8 protein-coding genes are annotated in these 16,335 nt (G+C 64.7%); all 8 read right to left on the minus strand.

Translation table 11 applies throughout. From position 1 onward, the window contains the following. Positions 1 to 237: 237 nt before the first annotated feature. Positions 238 to 1,791 (minus strand): acyl-CoA carboxylase subunit beta, encoded by a 1,554-nt coding sequence (locus CE_RS13380; protein ID WP_006768930.1) that lies wholly within the window; start codon positions 1,789 to 1,791, stop codon positions 238 to 240. 17 nt (positions 1,792 to 1,808) lie between these two features. Next, positions 1,809 to 6,773: a polyketide synthase Pks13 gene (gene pks13, locus CE_RS13385; RefSeq protein WP_006768929.1), complete on the minus strand. Its 4,965-nt coding sequence runs from the start codon at positions 6,771 to 6,773 to the stop codon at positions 1,809 to 1,811. A 339-nt stretch (positions 6,774 to 7,112) separates the two neighbouring features. Further along, complete coding sequence (locus tag CE_RS13390) at positions 7,113 to 8,966, minus strand: FadD32-like long-chain-fatty-acid--AMP ligase (protein ID WP_006768928.1); 1,854 nt, start codon at positions 8,964 to 8,966, stop codon at positions 7,113 to 7,115. Between the two features lie 207 nt (positions 8,967 to 9,173). Further along, positions 9,174 to 10,094, minus strand: a complete 921-nt coding sequence (locus tag CE_RS13395) for a cutinase family protein (RefSeq protein WP_006768926.1) — start codon at positions 10,092 to 10,094, stop codon at positions 9,174 to 9,176. A gap of 3 nt (positions 10,095 to 10,097) precedes the next feature. Next, on the minus strand, positions 10,098 to 10,625 hold the full coding sequence (locus CE_RS13400; protein WP_006768925.1) for a DUF732 domain-containing protein: 528 nt from the start codon (positions 10,623 to 10,625) through the stop codon (positions 10,098 to 10,100). A gap of 2 nt (positions 10,626 to 10,627) precedes the next feature. Continuing rightward, entirely contained in the window at positions 10,628 to 12,598 is a 1,971-nt protein-coding gene (locus CE_RS13405) for an alpha/beta hydrolase-fold protein (RefSeq protein ID WP_035109385.1), read from the minus strand. Positions 12,599 to 13,123: 525 nt separating this feature from the next. Continuing rightward, positions 13,124 to 14,149 carry an alpha/beta hydrolase gene (locus CE_RS13410; RefSeq protein ID WP_035109272.1) on the minus strand — a complete coding sequence of 342 codons (1,026 nt, stop codon included), beginning with the start codon at positions 14,147 to 14,149 and terminating at the stop codon, positions 13,124 to 13,126. Positions 14,150 to 14,289: 140 nt separating this feature from the next. Further along, positions 14,290 to 16,287 (minus strand): flagellar motor control protein ZomB, encoded by a 1,998-nt coding sequence (zomB, locus tag CE_RS13415; RefSeq protein WP_006768922.1) that lies wholly within the window; start codon positions 16,285 to 16,287, stop codon positions 14,290 to 14,292. Positions 16,288 to 16,335 lie beyond the last annotated feature (48 nt).

Here is a 16,335-nt window from a genome sequence, read left to right on the forward strand (position 1 = left end):
TCGGCCTCCTTGAGCTGCTTGTCAGATCAGCATGGTGTGTTTTCACGCTCATCTAAATGGGTAAAACGGGTGCGCCCGATGATAGTCATAAAACTCGAGACGCATGGCCGGGAGACCTCATGGGACACCTCATGCGGCAGCTCACGGCGACAGATAAACCGGGCGCATCCCCCGCGGTGGTTCCTCCACGGGGATGCGCCCGGCCCTGATCAATCCGCTTATAGGCGGATCCCTGCACTACATCGGCAGGATGGTGTGCTTCTTCGGTAGATCCCTGACATCCTTGGTGGCCAGCTGGCGTACGGCCTGACGCAGCATCAGGCGGGTCTCGGCGGGCTCGATCATGGCATCGATATAACCGCGTTCGGCGGCGACGTAGGGGCTGGTCATGTTCTCATCGTAGAAGTCCATGAAGACCTTCTTCATGTACGCCCGCTGGGTGGGGTCCTCAATGGCCTCCAGCTGTTTGCCCTGGATCATCACGACAGCGGCCGCGGCACCCATGACGGCGATCTGGGCGGTCGGCCAGGCGAAGTTGAGGTCGCCGGTGAGGTTCTTGGAACCCATGACCGCGTAGGCGCCGCCGTAGGCCTTGCGGACGATGAGGGAGATCTTCGGTACGGTCGCCTCCACCACGGCGAAAGCCAGCTTGGCTCCACGGTGGATGAGACCGGCACGCTCCTGCTCCACACCGGGCAGATAACCCGGGGTGTCCACAACGAATATGACGGGGATGTTGTAGGCATCGCAGATGCGGATGAACCGGGCGCCCTTGTCGGCGGCATCGGCGTCGATGCAGCCGGCCTTCTCGATCGGCTGGTTCGCCACCACACCCACGCTGCGGCCGTCGATCCGGGCGAAGGCGGTGATGAGGTTGGGGGCGAACTCGGCCTGGATCTCCAGCAGGTCCGGATCATCGAAGAATTTCGACAGCAGGTCATGCATGTCATAACCCTGGTTGGTGTCATCCGGCATGAAGGTGTTGAGGGATTCGTCGTATGCGATCTCCTCATCGGTGGGGGCGGCGTAGACGGGGGCCGGGTCATCACAGGTCAGGGGCAGGTAGTCGAGGAGGTCCTTGACCAGGTTGAAGGCCTCGGTCTCATCCTGGGCGATGTAGGAGACATTGCCGTTCTGCATCTGCTGGGATGCGCCACCCAGATCGGCGGAGGTGATCACCTCACCGGTGACCTCCTTGATCACCGCGGGGCCGGTGACATACATCTCGGTCTCGCCCTCCACGGCGATGACGAAGTCGGTGGTCACCGGGGCGTAGACAGCACCACCGGCGGATTTACCGAGCATGATGGAGATCTGCGGGCTGCGGCCGGACAGGGGCAGCTGACGACGGGCGATCTCGGAGTACATGGCCAGGGAGGTCACCGCATCCTGGATGCGGGCACCCCCGGAGTCCTGGATACCGATGACCGGACACCCGATGCGGATGGCCATGTCCATGACCTCACTGACCTTGCGGCCGAAGGTCTGGCCCACGGAGCCGCCGTAGACGGTCTTGTCGTGGGCGTACACGGCAACCGGGCGGCCCTCGATGCGGCCGTAACCGGTGACCACACCGTCGGAATAGGGGGCGTCCGGTTCGTCGGGAGTACGACCCAGTGCGCCGATCTCCACGAAGGAGCCGGCATCAAGAAGCGCGTTGATGCGCTGTCGGGGGGTGGAACGACCCTCCTCGTCGCGCTTCTTCCGGGCGCGTTCGCTTCCCGGGTCCTCGGCCTTCTCCAACCGGGCGCGAAGGTCCGCAAGCTTCTCTGCAGTGGTGTTGTTACTCAACTTCCGTCAGCTCTCCGTCAATTCTTCTTCCGGGAAATCTCTTCGATCCGGCGACTCATATGAGCACCGACCTTAGCGATCACCGGCTCATCGACGATGGCCAGATGATCGCCGCTGAGCTGGATGACCTCCAGATCCTCAACGATAACCGACCAGCCACCATCAGGATCAATATGGGCATAGTTGGGCTCGAGCTCGATGGCTCCATCATGCATGCGCTCCGCACGGAACAACAGCACCGGTACATCAACCTCGGCCCAGCGGGAGAAGTCCAGCTTGTCCAGGATGCGGTTGTCCACGAAGGAGGCACGCTGATGCTCGAGGACACCGGCGGACAGTCCGTGCTCGGAGGCATCGGTGGTGGCCAGGAACTCACCCAGCATGTTCAGCAGACCATCCTCACCGGCCATGTCGAGAAGCTCATAGGGCACGTCGAATTCCAGGCCGTAGGTGTTCCGCGCGAAGTTGGAGTAGCGCTCCCACCGGGCCCGGGTCTCCTCCGGGGTGTCCGGGATCGGGGTGGACGGGCGGACGGTGTCCAACAGTGCGATGGTGGCCACCTCAACATCGGTGTCCTGCAGCTTATGGGCGACCTCGAAGGCGAGGGCACCACCGAAGCTCCAGCCACCGAGTACCACCGGCAGGCCATCGGAGTATTTCACGATGTCCTCGATGTACTGCGCGCTGCGCTCCTCGAGGCTGCCCTCGAGGCGCTCCACGCCGTAGACCGGGACATCGGCGGGCAGGCGGCGCATCAGTGGCTGGTAGACCACGGAGGAACCACCGGCCGGGTGGAACATGAACACGGCGGGCTTGGTGGATCCCTCCTCGCGGGCACGCAGCACGCGGATATTGCCCTCGACCTCGGTCTCCAGGCCCTCGCGGACCATGTCGGACAGGGGTTCCAGGGTTTCCGCGGCCAGGACCTGCTCGGTGGTGATCTCCACGCCGGAGCGCTCGGTGAGACGTTCGGCGATCCGGGTGGCGGTATCCACGTCGATCTCCGGCAGTTCGCTGGTGATACCGGCGGCGGCCTTGCCGGTCAGGCTGGCCCAGGTTCCGAACACCATGCGCTCGGAGGCATCACGCGGGGCGACACCCACGCCGGTGGCACCGGTCTTAGGTGCAGCATCAGAGGTGGTGGGGGCCTCGGTCACCTGGGCGGACCCGCCCAGTGCACCGGCCGGGTCGGCGAGTGCCGCGGGTGCCTCGGAGACCTCGGTGGCGGCGTCGGAGGCCACCTCACCGGCAACATCGGTGCTGGTCACCGCACCGATCGGTCCGTCGGTGAGTACGGTGTTGGCGGGCTCGCCGGTGGCTGCACTGTCAGAGTCCCCGTTGGTGCGGCCGGCCACCAGCTCCTCGACGAGGGTGACGGCGTCGGCGACGGAGGCGTCGCGAAGCACCTGCACCTGCAGCGGCGGGATCTGGAAGTCGTTCTCGATGCGGTTCTTGATGCGCATGCCCATCAGCGAATCCAGACCGAGGTCGATCAGGGGCAGCTCGCGGGGCAGGTCATCGACGTCATAACCCATCGCCTCGGAGACGATCGCGCGCATGCGCTCCTCCACCGTCTCGGTGGCGGGATCCCAGCGCACGGCCTCGAAATCGAGGGGCAGGTCGGACAGCTGCGCTGGTGGTTCCGGCAGCTCCGACTCGATCGGCTCGGACGTCACGTCGAAGCCCGGGGCGGCGGCGAAACCCTCGGCGACCAGGGTGGTGGTGCCACCGGTGACCTTGTACACCGACAGGCCCAGACCACCGAGGTTCCGGGCGACCACCGTGGTGATCTCACCGCTGGGGGGAAGCATATCGCGTTCGTCGACAGCCACCAGGGAGGACCCCGGCAGCACGGCGTCGGCGGCGGTCTCCATGATCGCGATGGCGGACGGAGCCAGCTCGGCGACGGTGGTGAAGGCGACGTTGTTGTTCGGCAGGGTCACGCGGGTGCCCGGCAGGTCGGCGCTGGCACCGCTGCTGGGACGGGCGGAGGTCCAGAAACGCTGGTGCTTCCAGGTGATGGTCGGCGGGTCGATGAACTCGCCCTCGCCGTAGAGCTGACCGAAGTCCACCGGGGCACCGGCGACATACAGCTTGGCCATCAGGTCACGCAGGGACTCCGCCTCGGACACCTTACGCTTGAGGGTGAACAACAGCTGCGCGTCGGGCTTGCCCACGGTGAATGCGGTGTTCATCATGCCCATGAGGGCGACCGGGTTCGGGGAGATCTCCACCAGGGTGTTGTGGCCCGCGGCGAAGGCGGCCTCGGTTGCACTCTGGAAGTACACGGAGTTGCGGGTGCAGCGCAGCATGTAGTCGGCGTCGTGGACGACGCTGCCCACCGGGTAGGTCACGCCCTGGTCCACGGAGCTGAACAGCGGGATCTGCAGGGGCTGTGGTTCGATACCGGCGATCTCACCGGCGAGTTCACCCAGCAGCGGTTCGACGGCGCTGGTGTGGCCGGCGCCCTTGACGTTGAGCAGACGAGCGAATTTGCCCTCCTTCTCCAGTTCCTCGACCAGGGCGATCACGGCCTGGCGGTCACCACCGACGGTGGTCATGCCGGGGGCGGCGTACACGGCCGGTTCAATGTCGGGTAGGTCTGCGTGTCCGGCGTTGAACTCCTCGAGTGCCTCGGTGGACAGTTCCACCACGGCCATGGCACCCAGCTGGTCCTCGGGCAGGGACTTCTCGCCCTCACCCATGAGGCGGGAACGGTGGCTGGCGATGAGCATGGTGTCGCGGTCGGACAGGCCACCGGCGGCGTAGGCCGCGGCGATCTCACCCATGGACATGCCCATCACGGCCGCCGGGCGGATACCGAAGCTGGCGAGCAGGTCGGTCAGCGCGATCTGGATCGCGGTGATGGTGACCTGCGCGGTTTCGGTGTCATAGGTCTGCTCATCATCGATGACGATGTCCATGATGGACCAGCCGGACTCGAACTTGACCATCTCATCGAGTTCCTCGATGCGTTCGCGGAACTGCGGGGACAGCGAGCAGAGATCCTTGATCATCTTGCGGTGCTGGGATCCGAAACCGGAGTAGACGAACACCGGGCCGTTGGCGGCCGGGGCGTCAGCGGTGGAGATGCCCACGCTGACCTTTCCCTCGGCGACCTGACGCAGGCGCTTGACGGCCTCCTCGATGCTGCTGGCGAGCACCACCGCGCGGGAGCGGCCGTGGTTGCGTCGTGCCAGGGCGCGGGCGACGGGGGTGAGATCCTCGTCGCGACGGCCCTCCAGGAAATCGGCCAGGTCGGCTGCCGCCTGTCGACGGCGCGACGGCAGGTGTCCCGACACCGGCAGCGCGACCATGACGTCGGCGAGCTGCGCGGACCGGGGCCTGCGCCCCTCCAGGTCGGCGGTGTAGTCCTCCGGGTTGAACTCGGAGACCACCACGTGGGCGTTGGTGCCACCGAAACCGAAACCGGACACACCGGCCAGGGCACGGCCGCTGTACTGCGGCCACTCGCGGGGATCCTCCACAACCTCGATGCGTTCGGCATCGAAGTCGATGTAGCGGTTGGGGCCTGCGTAGTTCACCGACGGCGGCAGGGTCTTGTTCTTCATCGCCAGGACGACCTTGATGATGCCGGCGATACCCGCAGCGGATTCGGTGTGACCGAAGTTGGTCTTGGCCGAACCCAGCAGGGTCGGGGTGGCGCTGTCACGCCCCTGACCGAGCACCGCACCGATGGCCGTGGCCTCGATCGGATCACCCAGGATGGTGCCGGTACCGTGGGCCTCCACGTAGTCCACGGTGGTGGGATCCACGCGGGCATCCATGTAGGCACGCTGGAGCACATCGATCTGGGCATCCGGGTTGGGGGCGGTCAGGCCGTTGGAGTGGCCATCGGAGTTCACCGCGGAACCCTTGATCACCGCGAGGATCTCATCCCCGTCGGCGATGGCATCGGAGACGCGCTTGAGCACGACCACACCGGCGCCGTCGGACCGCACGAAGCCGTCGGCGTCATCGGAGAAGGCGTGGATCTTGCCGGTCGGGCTGATCACACCGAGTTCAGCGAAGGCGGTGGTGACAAACGGGGAGGCCAGGATGTTCACGCCACCGGCGATGGCGTGGTCGGCTTCACCGGAGCGCAGTGCCCGCACCGCCTGGTGGACCGCCACCAGGGAGGAGGAGCAGGCGGTGTCCACGTTGATGGACGGCCCACGGAAGTCGAAGGCATAGTTGATGCGGTTGGCCACGATCGCGCTCGAGGTGCCGGTCAGTGCATAGGGGTGCGCCTCGGCGGGGTCCGCGGCGATCATCATGCCGTAGTCGTTGTTGGAGGAGCCGATGAACACACCGACGGACTCACCGCGCAGGGAACTGGGCGCGATGCGGGCGTTTTCCAGGGACTCCCAGGTCAGCTCCAGGAGGATGCGCTGCTGCGGATCCATGTTGGCGGCCTCGAGCGGGGACAGACCGAAGAACTCGGCGTCGAAGCTGGCGATGTCCTGCAGGTAGCCACCGACGGTGGAGAACTCCTCCATCTTGCGGGACATGACCTCATCACCGGCGTACTCGGACCAGCGGCCGATGGGCAGCTCACCGATGCCGTCACGGCCCTCCACGAGCAGTTTCCACATCTCGTCGGTGTTGCCGGCACCCGGGAAACGGGCCGCCATGCCCACCACGGCGATGTCATGATTGCCGGGGGAGGACCCCAGGGGGGTGTAGTTGAGGTCGCGCTTGACATTGGAACGCTCCGGCTCGCCATCGATGAGCCGCTGAGCCAGACCGCGGATGGTCGGGTACTCATAGGCGATGGTGGCATCCAGGGTGATATCCAGCAGGTTCTCCAACTCACCGGAGAGGACCACGACATCACGGGATGAGAGACCGAAGGTCTCCATCGCCTTGTCATCCGACACCTCCTCGGCGGGCAGCCCGGTGGTGCGGACAACCCAGTCCCGAAGCCAGGTGCGGACCTGTTCAGCGGTCATCTTCTGATCCGACGATTGGCTCTGTCCCATATGGATGGCCTCAGCCTTTCACAACGATTGATTCTTAAACTGATGTTCTTCCATTGTCCACGGTTGCAGACCATTCTTACACTGCCTGCCGCCGGTGCCTGCCCCACCTGCGCGGTTACGCATGACAGGGGCCTGGAAAACGCTTATCCAGAACTCTATCGCCCCACGCGCCACAAATGTTTCATCCGCAGTTCATGAACCGTTTGAATCCAGAATTCAACAAAGCTTAAAGCTTAGCAATACCAAAGCCCCCGATAGGAAATCCGGGAGCTGACCTCTCCGTTCAGCAACCGCACCACCGGGGGCTCCTCTCAGATCACACCGTGACCGGGAATCGGACTACCTGCCTTCGGCGAGGTAGTTGCGCTGGTTCACCCGGCGGGCGATCTTGCCGGAGGAGGACCGTGCGATCTCATCCGGTGCGAGGATGCGGATATCCTCCGGCACCACACCGTGGGCGTTGCCCACCGCGGCGCGGATGGCCTCGATGGCGGCGTCATCACCGGATTCATCGGCGTTGTTGTCGCGCTCGGCCAGGATGATGAGCTTCTCCACATCATCACCGGGGATGGCGAAGGCGGCGACGGAATCGGCGCGGACATGCGGGGAGGCCTGCTGGACGGTGTATTCGATGTCCTGTGGGTAGTGGTTGCGGCCGGCCACCACGATGAGGTCCTTGATACGTCCGGTGATGTAGAGCTCACCGTCGACGATGACACCCAGGTCACCGGTGGCCATCCAGTAGTTGTCGTCCTCGGCGCCCTCGGCGCGGGAGTTCTCCGGCAGGCGGTTCTTCAGACGGTTGCGGAAGGTCTCGGCGGTGTCCTCCTCGCGATCGAGGTAACCGGCGGCGGTGTTCTCACCGTGGGTCCAGATCTCACCGATCTGACCGTCCTCCAGCTCGGTGGCGGTCTCCGGGTCGACGATGACGAGCTGCTGCGGCCTGGCCACCTGGCCGTTGGAGATGAACGCCACGGCATTCTCATCCCCCTTCTCCACCATGACCACACGGTTCTCGGTGAGGGCCTCACGGTCGAAGTAGGAGATCAGGGGACGGTTCTCGGTCTGGGGTGTGGTCACCAGCAGGGACGCCTCAGCCAGTCCGTAGGAAGGACGCAGGGACTGCACCGGCAGGCCGTAGGGCTCAAATGCCTCCCGGAAGGCGGTCACGGCCTTCTCGGTGACGGGCTCGGAACCGATGACGATCGCATCGAGGGCGGAGAGATCCAGCTCCTCGCCCTCGGCGGGCTTGGCGTAGCGCGCGGCCAGCTCCAGGGCGAAGTTCGGGACCACGGTGTAGACGTTGGTGTCACCTTCACGGCGGTTGAGCTGCTTGATCCAGCGGGAGGGCTGCTGCACGAAGTCACGGGGGCTCATGAACTCGTTGTCCAGACCCAGCATGGTGACGAACGCCGCCAGGATGATGCCCATGTCATGGTGCAGCGGCAGCCAGAACACCAGGCGCAGCGGGGTCTGGATCTTCACCGCGGAGAAGATCTGCAGCACGTTGGTGAGGATGGACCGGTTGGTCAGGACCACACCGGCCGGGGTGCGGGTGGAACCGGAGGTGTACTGCAGGAAGGCGGTCAGGTCGATCGGGGCGACCTGACGCATGGCGGACAGGCGCTTGCCGGCCTCGGTCATCATCGGGTTCTCGTAGGAGTCCGCCAGGGAATCCGGGAGGGAATCCACCGAGAGGATGCGGGGACGCTCGGCCGCGGGCAGCGCGGAGAAGTGCTTGCGCACCGCACCGGCGGAGTGGGAGTTGGTGAGCACGACCACCGGCTCGCAGTCGGCGAAGACCGCGGTGAGGTGATCGGCATGTCCGGGCTCGGTGGGATCGTACAGCGGCACCGGGACCACACCGGCGTAGATCGCACCCAGAAAGCTGAAGATGTACTCCGGGCTGTTGTTGGCCAGGATGGCGGCGCGGTCACCGATGGTGGCCACCTGCTGGAGACGTCCCGCGACAGCCTTGATGCGGGTGTTGATCTGCTCGCGGGTGTACTCCACCACCTTGCCCTCACGGGAGTCGGTGTAGTCCCAGAAGCGCATGCGGACCTTGTCGGCACCACCCTCAGCGATATCCGCCTGGTACATGAACTCTGCCATGGCGGCCAGTGTCATATACGGCGGCAGGTTCAGTTCGCCATCCTCGTCGAAGAATGAGCCGATCGCTTTATCCAGATCCATAATGTCCCTTTAACTTGTCGTTTCACTGGTCACCCAGACGCATCCCGGTGGGGGCCCGGCAGACTGACGGTCACCTTCCCCATCGTCCGGAACTGCTATTTCATTACTTTTGGAAATAACACTAGTCGAGTTTCGCAGGTCGCCTCCAACTGCGGGGCGGATTCCGGCAGGGGCAGGAGGGGCCTGTCGTCGACAAGCACCCCGGCGCTAACCGTTCTCGATGAGGTCAACGGCCCAGTCGACCAGCCAGGCGTTGGTGGTGGTCCCGGGGATCACGTCGGGGTTGGTGGCGTACTGGGCGTGGATGCCGTTGGCCGCCACCATCGCCAGCGCCCGGTCCAGCGCGTTGCCGATGTCGCGGGGGGCGTCACAGATGGAGTCATTCGCCGCACAGATGTCAAAGACGCGGTCATTGAGTTCACCGAAGCCACCGACGCGGGGACCACGCATGGTCGCCCCGGGGACGATCGGCTGGACCAGCAGGTTGAGGGGTTGCAGGGCGACCTCGGCACCCACGCCGGCCACGGGATTACCCACGGTCTGACCCACGCCGGGTTCACGACGACCATCCGCCACCAGGGCGACACCCCTGATGCGGTCGGCCGGAATGGCACCCTGGCCGGAGCCGAGCTGCGCAGCCAGATCCCCGGCGATCACCGCACCCTGGGAGAAACCGGCGATGATGAACTCGGTGAGCGGGCAGTCATTGTGCATGCTCACCAGCTCATTGGTCATCTTGGACAGACCCTCGGAGCGGGACTCGTCGTAGGTCATCTCGTTCTGGGAATTGATGTTGCGGAACTGCGCGGTATACGGCAGGGTCCACACCTTCACGGTGTCGGCATAGTAGCGCTCCTGGAGGGGCTGGGTGACCGAGAGCATGAAGGACCACGGGTTGGCCGTGGGGTTGATCGGATCGTCATTGGGCGCCGATTCCCAGGTTCCGGGCGCGGCGATGAACTCCACCGCCGGGCACCAGTCGGGTTGTTCCGGCGGGACGGAGGTTCCGGTGGTACCGGGCTCATCCGCGAGATCGGTTTCGTCGGTTGTGGTGACATACTGCACGATGCCCACGGTGATCAGGGTGAGAACAACCAGGACAGCGATGACGGTAAGGATTTTCCTCATCGGTTAACAATACGTCCGTTCGGCCGTTTCCCGAATCAGGGCGGACACCTCGCCGGCGCGTTCCTCCGGCACATCCACACGGTTCTGCACGATCAGCTGCCCGGCGATGGCATCGACGGTGACATTGTCGGTGCCCTCCTCCAGCGAGCGGCAGACGGTGCCGGCGGTGGCGATCATCTGCTCCTCCACCCCCTCAACGTCGATCCCGCCCTCACGCAGGCCGTCGAGCAGATCAAGCTCCTCCGGTGTGCGTTCCACCCCGGTGGTGGGCGGCTCGGTCATCTCGGCGGCCGGCCGGTCCTGCGGCTGCACCTGGTTGCCACGGGACGTGGGGCTTGTCGACGTCTCCGTGCCCGACCGCTCCTCCCCCGTCGCGGTTTCCCGCGCGATGGAGGTGCCGGTGCCTGAGTCGGTGTCGGCGGATGAGGGGTTGCCCTCGACCGTCACGCCACCGCATGCGGTGAGGACGGTCGCCGTCAGGACCGCCAGGGGGATGCCGGCTGCCCGTGTGAGGGAGGTGGGGAACTTCACAACTAGCGGCTCTCCTCGATGCGACCGTTCACCTGACGGATGGTGCCGTTCTGGAAGGTGATGGTCTCACCACCGGCGGCGATGCTGGTCTGGTCGGTGGTCGGCCAGCCGTACTCGCCCTGCTCATAACCCTTGGCACCCCACGCGTCGAAGATGCCGCCGCGGAGGATGTAGTGCGCGCCGGTGGAGGCGGACCAGTAGATGTTGCCGTTGGTGAACTCCTGGAAGGCACCACCCGGGATCAGGCGCTCATTGCCGGTCGGGAAACCGAGGGTGGTGGCGACACCGGGCTCCATGTACTTCGCGGAGATCGCACCGCGGACCCAGTAGGCGCGGTTCTGCGGGGTGCGCAGGACATAACCGCCCTGGAACTCCTGTGCCAGACCACCGTTGAAGTCCTTGGCCGGGCCGACGGGGTAGCCGAGGCCACCTGCCTCATAACCCTGGGTGCCCCAGGCGGTGAACATGTCACCGGGGATCTCCCACGGGCCGGTGGCTGCGGACCAGTAGATGGAACCGTTCTCGAAGTGGACGTAGCGGCCACGACCGTCCGGGGTGGACAGTTCGCGGGTCTTGGGGAAGCCCAGCCAGGAATCCGGTCCACCGAGCTCGGAGTAGCGGGCGTTGATGCGGCCAAACAGGCCGAAGGCGCCGGTATTGGGGGACCAGTAGGCACGGCCGTTGGTGAAGTCCTGGGCCCTGCCGACACCGTTGGCCACCAGGTACTCGTTGTTCAGGCAGGACCCGAGGGAACCGTCAGCGGTGGCGTCCGCGATGGCACCGAGGGCGACGCAGTCAGCGCCGCGGTCCTCCCTGGACATGCCGAGGGAGTCGGCCATGTACGGCCAGGCCTGGGTCATCTCGAACTGCCAGTAGGGCCAGGCGTGCACGCCCGAGGGGCGGAAGTTGGCGATCACGTTGACGCCTGCACCATTGGCCGCGTCGACGAAGGTCTGGCTGGTCATCCGGGAGATGAGCTCCAGGCCGACACCGGCGGCGTTGGCCGGGCCGGTGGCAACGGAACCGTCCTGGCCGTAGTCGTCGGCACCGGAACCGGCGGAGACATACACCTGCTTGCCGCGGAGCTGGTCGACGTTGCGCTTGGGGTCATTCTCCAGCCAGCGCTCGGAACCGGCCGGGCCCCACATGGCGTTGACGTTGTAGCCACCGGCGTCGGCAAGCGCTGCACCGATGGCGGCGGGCATGCCGTTGGAGGTGGTGTCCAGGTAACCGGAGAAGGAGCCGACGAAGTTGAACATCTCCGGGTTGTGGGTGGCGATGTTGACCGCCGCGGTACCACCCATGGAGATACCGGTGATGGCGCGCTCACCGTTGGAGCGGAAACCCTTGTCCAGGATGGGTGCCAGTTCCTCGGTGAGGAAGGTCTCCCACTGGTAGTTCTTGCCGTTGTTGGGCTCATTCCAGTCGGTGTAGAAGGAGCTCTCACCACCAACCGGCAGCACCACGATGGCGTTCTTGTCCGCGAAGAACTGCTCGATGTTGGTCTCGATGGTCCAACCGGACTGCTTCTCAATGGCGCGCAGACCATCCAGCGCCCAGATCTCCGGGAAGTCCCGGTCCGGGGAGGAGTACCAGTCACGGGGCAGCAGCAGCTGCACCTTGATCGGGCGCTCCGGCATCGCGGCGGACTGGATGCTCAGGACAACGTGGTGGGAGGTGACATACTCGGCGCTATTGACGCGGACACCTGCCGGCAGCCCCTCAATCGCAGGGTAGGTGACCTCACCCGCTGGCAGCGCCTCATCGCGGGGCGTCAGGTAATCGGTGAGGCCGCGGGTGATGCTGTCGAGCACCCCGCTGTCGATGATGTCGGATGATCCGAAGGAGGACTGCGCCACTGCCGCGGGACTTGCCAGGGAGAGGCTGAGGGCGATTGCTGTCGGCACAGCGCCAGCTGCGATCCAGAGGGAACGGCGCCTGGATTTCTTGGAACGTGATGCGGTGTCGCGCATGAAGTTGTCCTTCTCGTTATTTTCGGTGGATGCCATCACAGACTGTCTAACTTACTTCACGGTGACCCCTGGGGAGTTCCCCGCTCCCGGAGGGCCCCCGATCGGTGTAGGACTGCCTGTTATTAATAGAGATGTTCAGTTCTTCACTGTTTGTCGTCCGCGGCGGATAAAGGGTTACACCTCCAGGTGCGACCCGGGTCCATCCGCCACAGGACTCCAGAGTGCCCTCAAGTTTAAGTTCAACTTGAGGGTTTTTACAGTGACACACCGCAGGATACGGATTGTTTCCCGAACAGACAATGGCTGAGGGCAACATGGGAAGGCCCCCGGACGGGTGGGCAGCACACCGTACAGGGCCTGCCACCACATGACACCGCCCCGGCGGCGCAGCCCGCGGGCCGGTCACGGTTGCCATCCGGCTCAGCGTTGGCCACCACGCTTGTCGACGCCCCACCCACCCCGGTGGTTGCGGCAGCGCAAAAGGTCCGGCCCCCAGTGGGGAACCGGACCTTTCTACTCTTGCCCCTACCAGGCGTTCATGACGTTGAGAACGCGGTCCCTGGTCTTGTGCAGCTGTGAGCTGAACTGGGCCCAGGAGTGGATACCGGTGTTGGGGTAGTCAGCGGTGACGTTGAGTCCCTCTGCCCGGGCCTTGGCCTCCCACGCGCGGGTGGTGGCCAGGGAGACTGCCTCCAGGACGGAGCCGTTGATGCGGTGGTCCACCCGGGTGCCGTTGTCCTGGGGGCCCCACAGGCCGGAGGCCGCGGAGACGTAGACGTCCTTGCCGCGCAGTCCACCCATGTTCCAGAACGGATCGTTTTCGAAGCGGCGTGGGTTGATCACGGAGCCATACATGGCGTTGACGTTGAACCCACCAGTGTCCAGCATGGCCAGACGGAGCATGGTCTGCATGCCCGGTGCCGTGGTGGTGAGGTAGCCGGAGTAGGACATGGCCTGGCGGAACTGGCCCGGGTGCTTGGCCGCCAGGTTCAGCGCGGCGGTGCCACCCATGGACAGACCGGCGACGGAATTGTTGTTCCGGGCCACACCGAAGTGCTGTTCGAGATAGGCCGGGAGCTCAGCGGTGAGGAAGGTCTCCCACATGTAGACAACCGGTTCAGCGGAGGACAGGGTTGCCGGGTGGTTCCAGTCCGCGTAGAAGGAACCGGCGCCACCAACCGGCATCACGAGAGTGATGTTGTGCGGGGCGTAGAGGGCTGCCGCGTTGGTGTCCACCAGCCAGGCGTTGGACCAGGTGGTGGCACGCATTCCGTCCAGCAGGTAGAGGCCGGCATTACCACCACGCTGCGCGGGCTGGATCTGCACCGCGATGTTACGGCCCATGGCGGGCGAGTAGACATCACAGCGCTGCACCCAGTAGCCCACACCGTCCCAGTCGCAGTGGCCTGTGGAATCAGGGCGCAGCCAGTCACGGTTGGCCGCCTGGGCGGTACCGGTACCAACGACCATGAGACCAGCCGCGGTTGCGAGTGCTACCAGCAGGGCGAGGAGCTTGTGGCTCACCGCGCCGGCACGCGAAAATACGGACATGTTTCTCCTCCGGCAGAAATAGATGTGAAAGCCCGACACGGCTTGGGGGCCGGTCATCTTTAATGCCTATCTTGGTTACCGGACGACACGTTACCAACGCGTGATCTGCTTTGGTAGTCGTAAGAGGTGTCTGTGAACTGCTACCGTGACCTTTCCGTTGCCTTGGGGGAAGCGTAGAGGGGTTCGCCACGGGGCTCGTCAAGCTGTATTTCCACTGGCCAGGCGATCGTCGGGAGATCCTGCGGGGATGCGGTCGGGGTTTCTGCAGAATTTTTCAGAAGATCCGCCGGATCATCAGAAATTTCTAATGTTCGCCCGTCGGTGAGGGCGTGTTTGATGTTGCTCACAAAACGTTGGAAGGACATCGGTTCGCGGTAGGCCTCGAACAGCTCCACCAGATCCGGGTGACGCAGCGCCTGGCGGGCCTGGGCGGTCTTCTCCGGGTCGATCCAACCCGGGGTGTTGGCCAGCGGGGTGGCGGATTCAGCCACCTGCCACTCCAGGTCCATGAGTTTGTCATGGCCGATTCGTCCACCCTCGATACGGGGCTGGCGGGCCGCCAGCGGGGTGGCCAGACCGATCAGGTCGGTAACACGCACATCAAGAGGGGCATTCATGGATGTCATACCCAGGTTCACCATGAACACGGTCGGCGGGAGGTAGGCGAGGTCACCGGCCTCCTCCCCCTCCATGCGCGGGGTGGTGATCCAGTCGTTGCCGCCCTCCGGGGTCTTGATCGCCAGCTGCTGACCCGTCGGATTCACTAGCGTCTGTGTCTGCATCACCTCCACATAGTTCTCCATGAACTCCACCCCGAGGAAGTCCTCCGCGTACATCGGCGGGTTGTCCTCATCGCGGTTGGTGAAATCAATCCAGAACTCACGCTCATCCACGACGTCACCACCATCGTTCTCCCAGTCATGGCCGTTGATGTAGACCACCGTGGACCAGATCCACACCGCCACCACGAGCGCACCGGCCGCCAGGTCCCTCCAGGTGCGGTCAACCACGCTGATGGGGATGACCGCCATCGGCAGCAGCAGAGCGAACAGCGGTGGCAGGAGCATGCGGGCGTGCATGAAGTCGCCGCCCACACGGATGACGTAGAGGATGTGGAGGAACGCACAGAGGACAACCAGGGCGATCACCACGGCGGGGGTACGCAAATCGAGGCGGGTGGGGCGTCGAAAAGCAGTGCGTTGCAGACGCGACACCGTGACCACCCCGGCCGCGATGAGCAACACCAGCCCCAGCCAGAGGTTGTAGGGGCCGGTGAAGTTGAGCACATACTCCCAACCGGTCCCCCACATCGAATCCGTCGCCGACTTCGCCACCGCGGTATGCGGCACGAGCAGGCCGTAATAACCCATGCGGAAGATCTGATACCCACCCGGCACCGGCAACGCGACAGCGATGATCCCCAGCATCACGCGCCACGACGGCGCAGTCACCAACAACAGGACCCCGGTGAGCCCGCCATACAGCGCGAGCTCAGGGCGGATCAACCAACTCAGACCCGCCCAGAACGCCAGCACATACGTGATCGCCCCGGCATGGAAACGATCCGTGGCCCGGCGCCCCTTCGACGCCGGCCCCGACGTCGCCCACAACACCAACAGCAGCCACCACACCGCGATCCAGAACAGCGCCAGACCCCACTCCAGACCCGACGTGGCGAAATCACGCGCCGGCGACAGACTGAAATACCCGATGACACCCGCCGGCAGCAGAACAACCATCCGGTTGCGGTGCAGATGCGCGGTACCCAGCACACCGATCATCGCCGCACCCGTGGTGAACAGGATCGCCAACCACAGGGCGATATCCTCCAGGCGCATGTCAGAGACCAGCGCCCACACATAGATGAGGTACTGCCACAGGGTGGAGGTGTTGGCCTCCACACGCTCACCGGCATTGAACACCGGACCGTTGCCCGCCAGGAGATTGCGGACAGTCCGCAGCACAATCAGGCCATCATCACTGATCCACCTGCGGGTCCACCCCGCCCAGAACGCAAAGACACCCGCGGTCAGCGTGGCCAGGATCGTCGTGACGAGAGTGATGTTGGGAGCCTGCCTCGGAGCTCTGGTGGATCCCGTCGAAGCACCAGATTCCGGACGTGGGGTGGTTAACGTCATGAGGCCACATGCTATCACCGCCCCCACCCTCAACAGTTAATGGACATG

This window comes from Corynebacterium efficiens YS-314 (assembly GCF_000011305.1).
Taxonomy (GTDB): domain Bacteria; phylum Actinomycetota; class Actinomycetes; order Mycobacteriales; family Mycobacteriaceae; genus Corynebacterium; species Corynebacterium efficiens.

Coding starts and splice junctions, on each gene's coding strand:
- pks13 (WP_006768929.1), bottom strand. CDS start 6,773: ATGGGACAGAGCCAATCGTCGGATCAGAAGATGACCGCTGAACAGGTC.
- CE_RS13390 (WP_006768928.1), bottom strand. CDS start 8,966: ATGGATCTGGATAAAGCGATCGGCTCATTCTTCGACGAGGATGGCGAA.
- CE_RS13395 (WP_006768926.1), bottom strand. CDS start 10,094: ATGAGGAAAATCCTTACCGTCATCGCTGTCCTGGTTGTTCTCACCCTG.
- CE_RS13405 (WP_035109385.1), bottom strand. CDS start 12,598: ATGCGCGACACCGCATCACGTTCCAAGAAATCCAGGCGCCGTTCCCTC.
- CE_RS13410 (WP_035109272.1), bottom strand. CDS start 14,149: ATGTCCGTATTTTCGCGTGCCGGCGCGGTGAGCCACAAGCTCCTCGCC.
- zomB (WP_006768922.1), bottom strand. CDS start 16,287: ATGACGTTAACCACCCCACGTCCGGAATCTGGTGCTTCGACGGGATCC.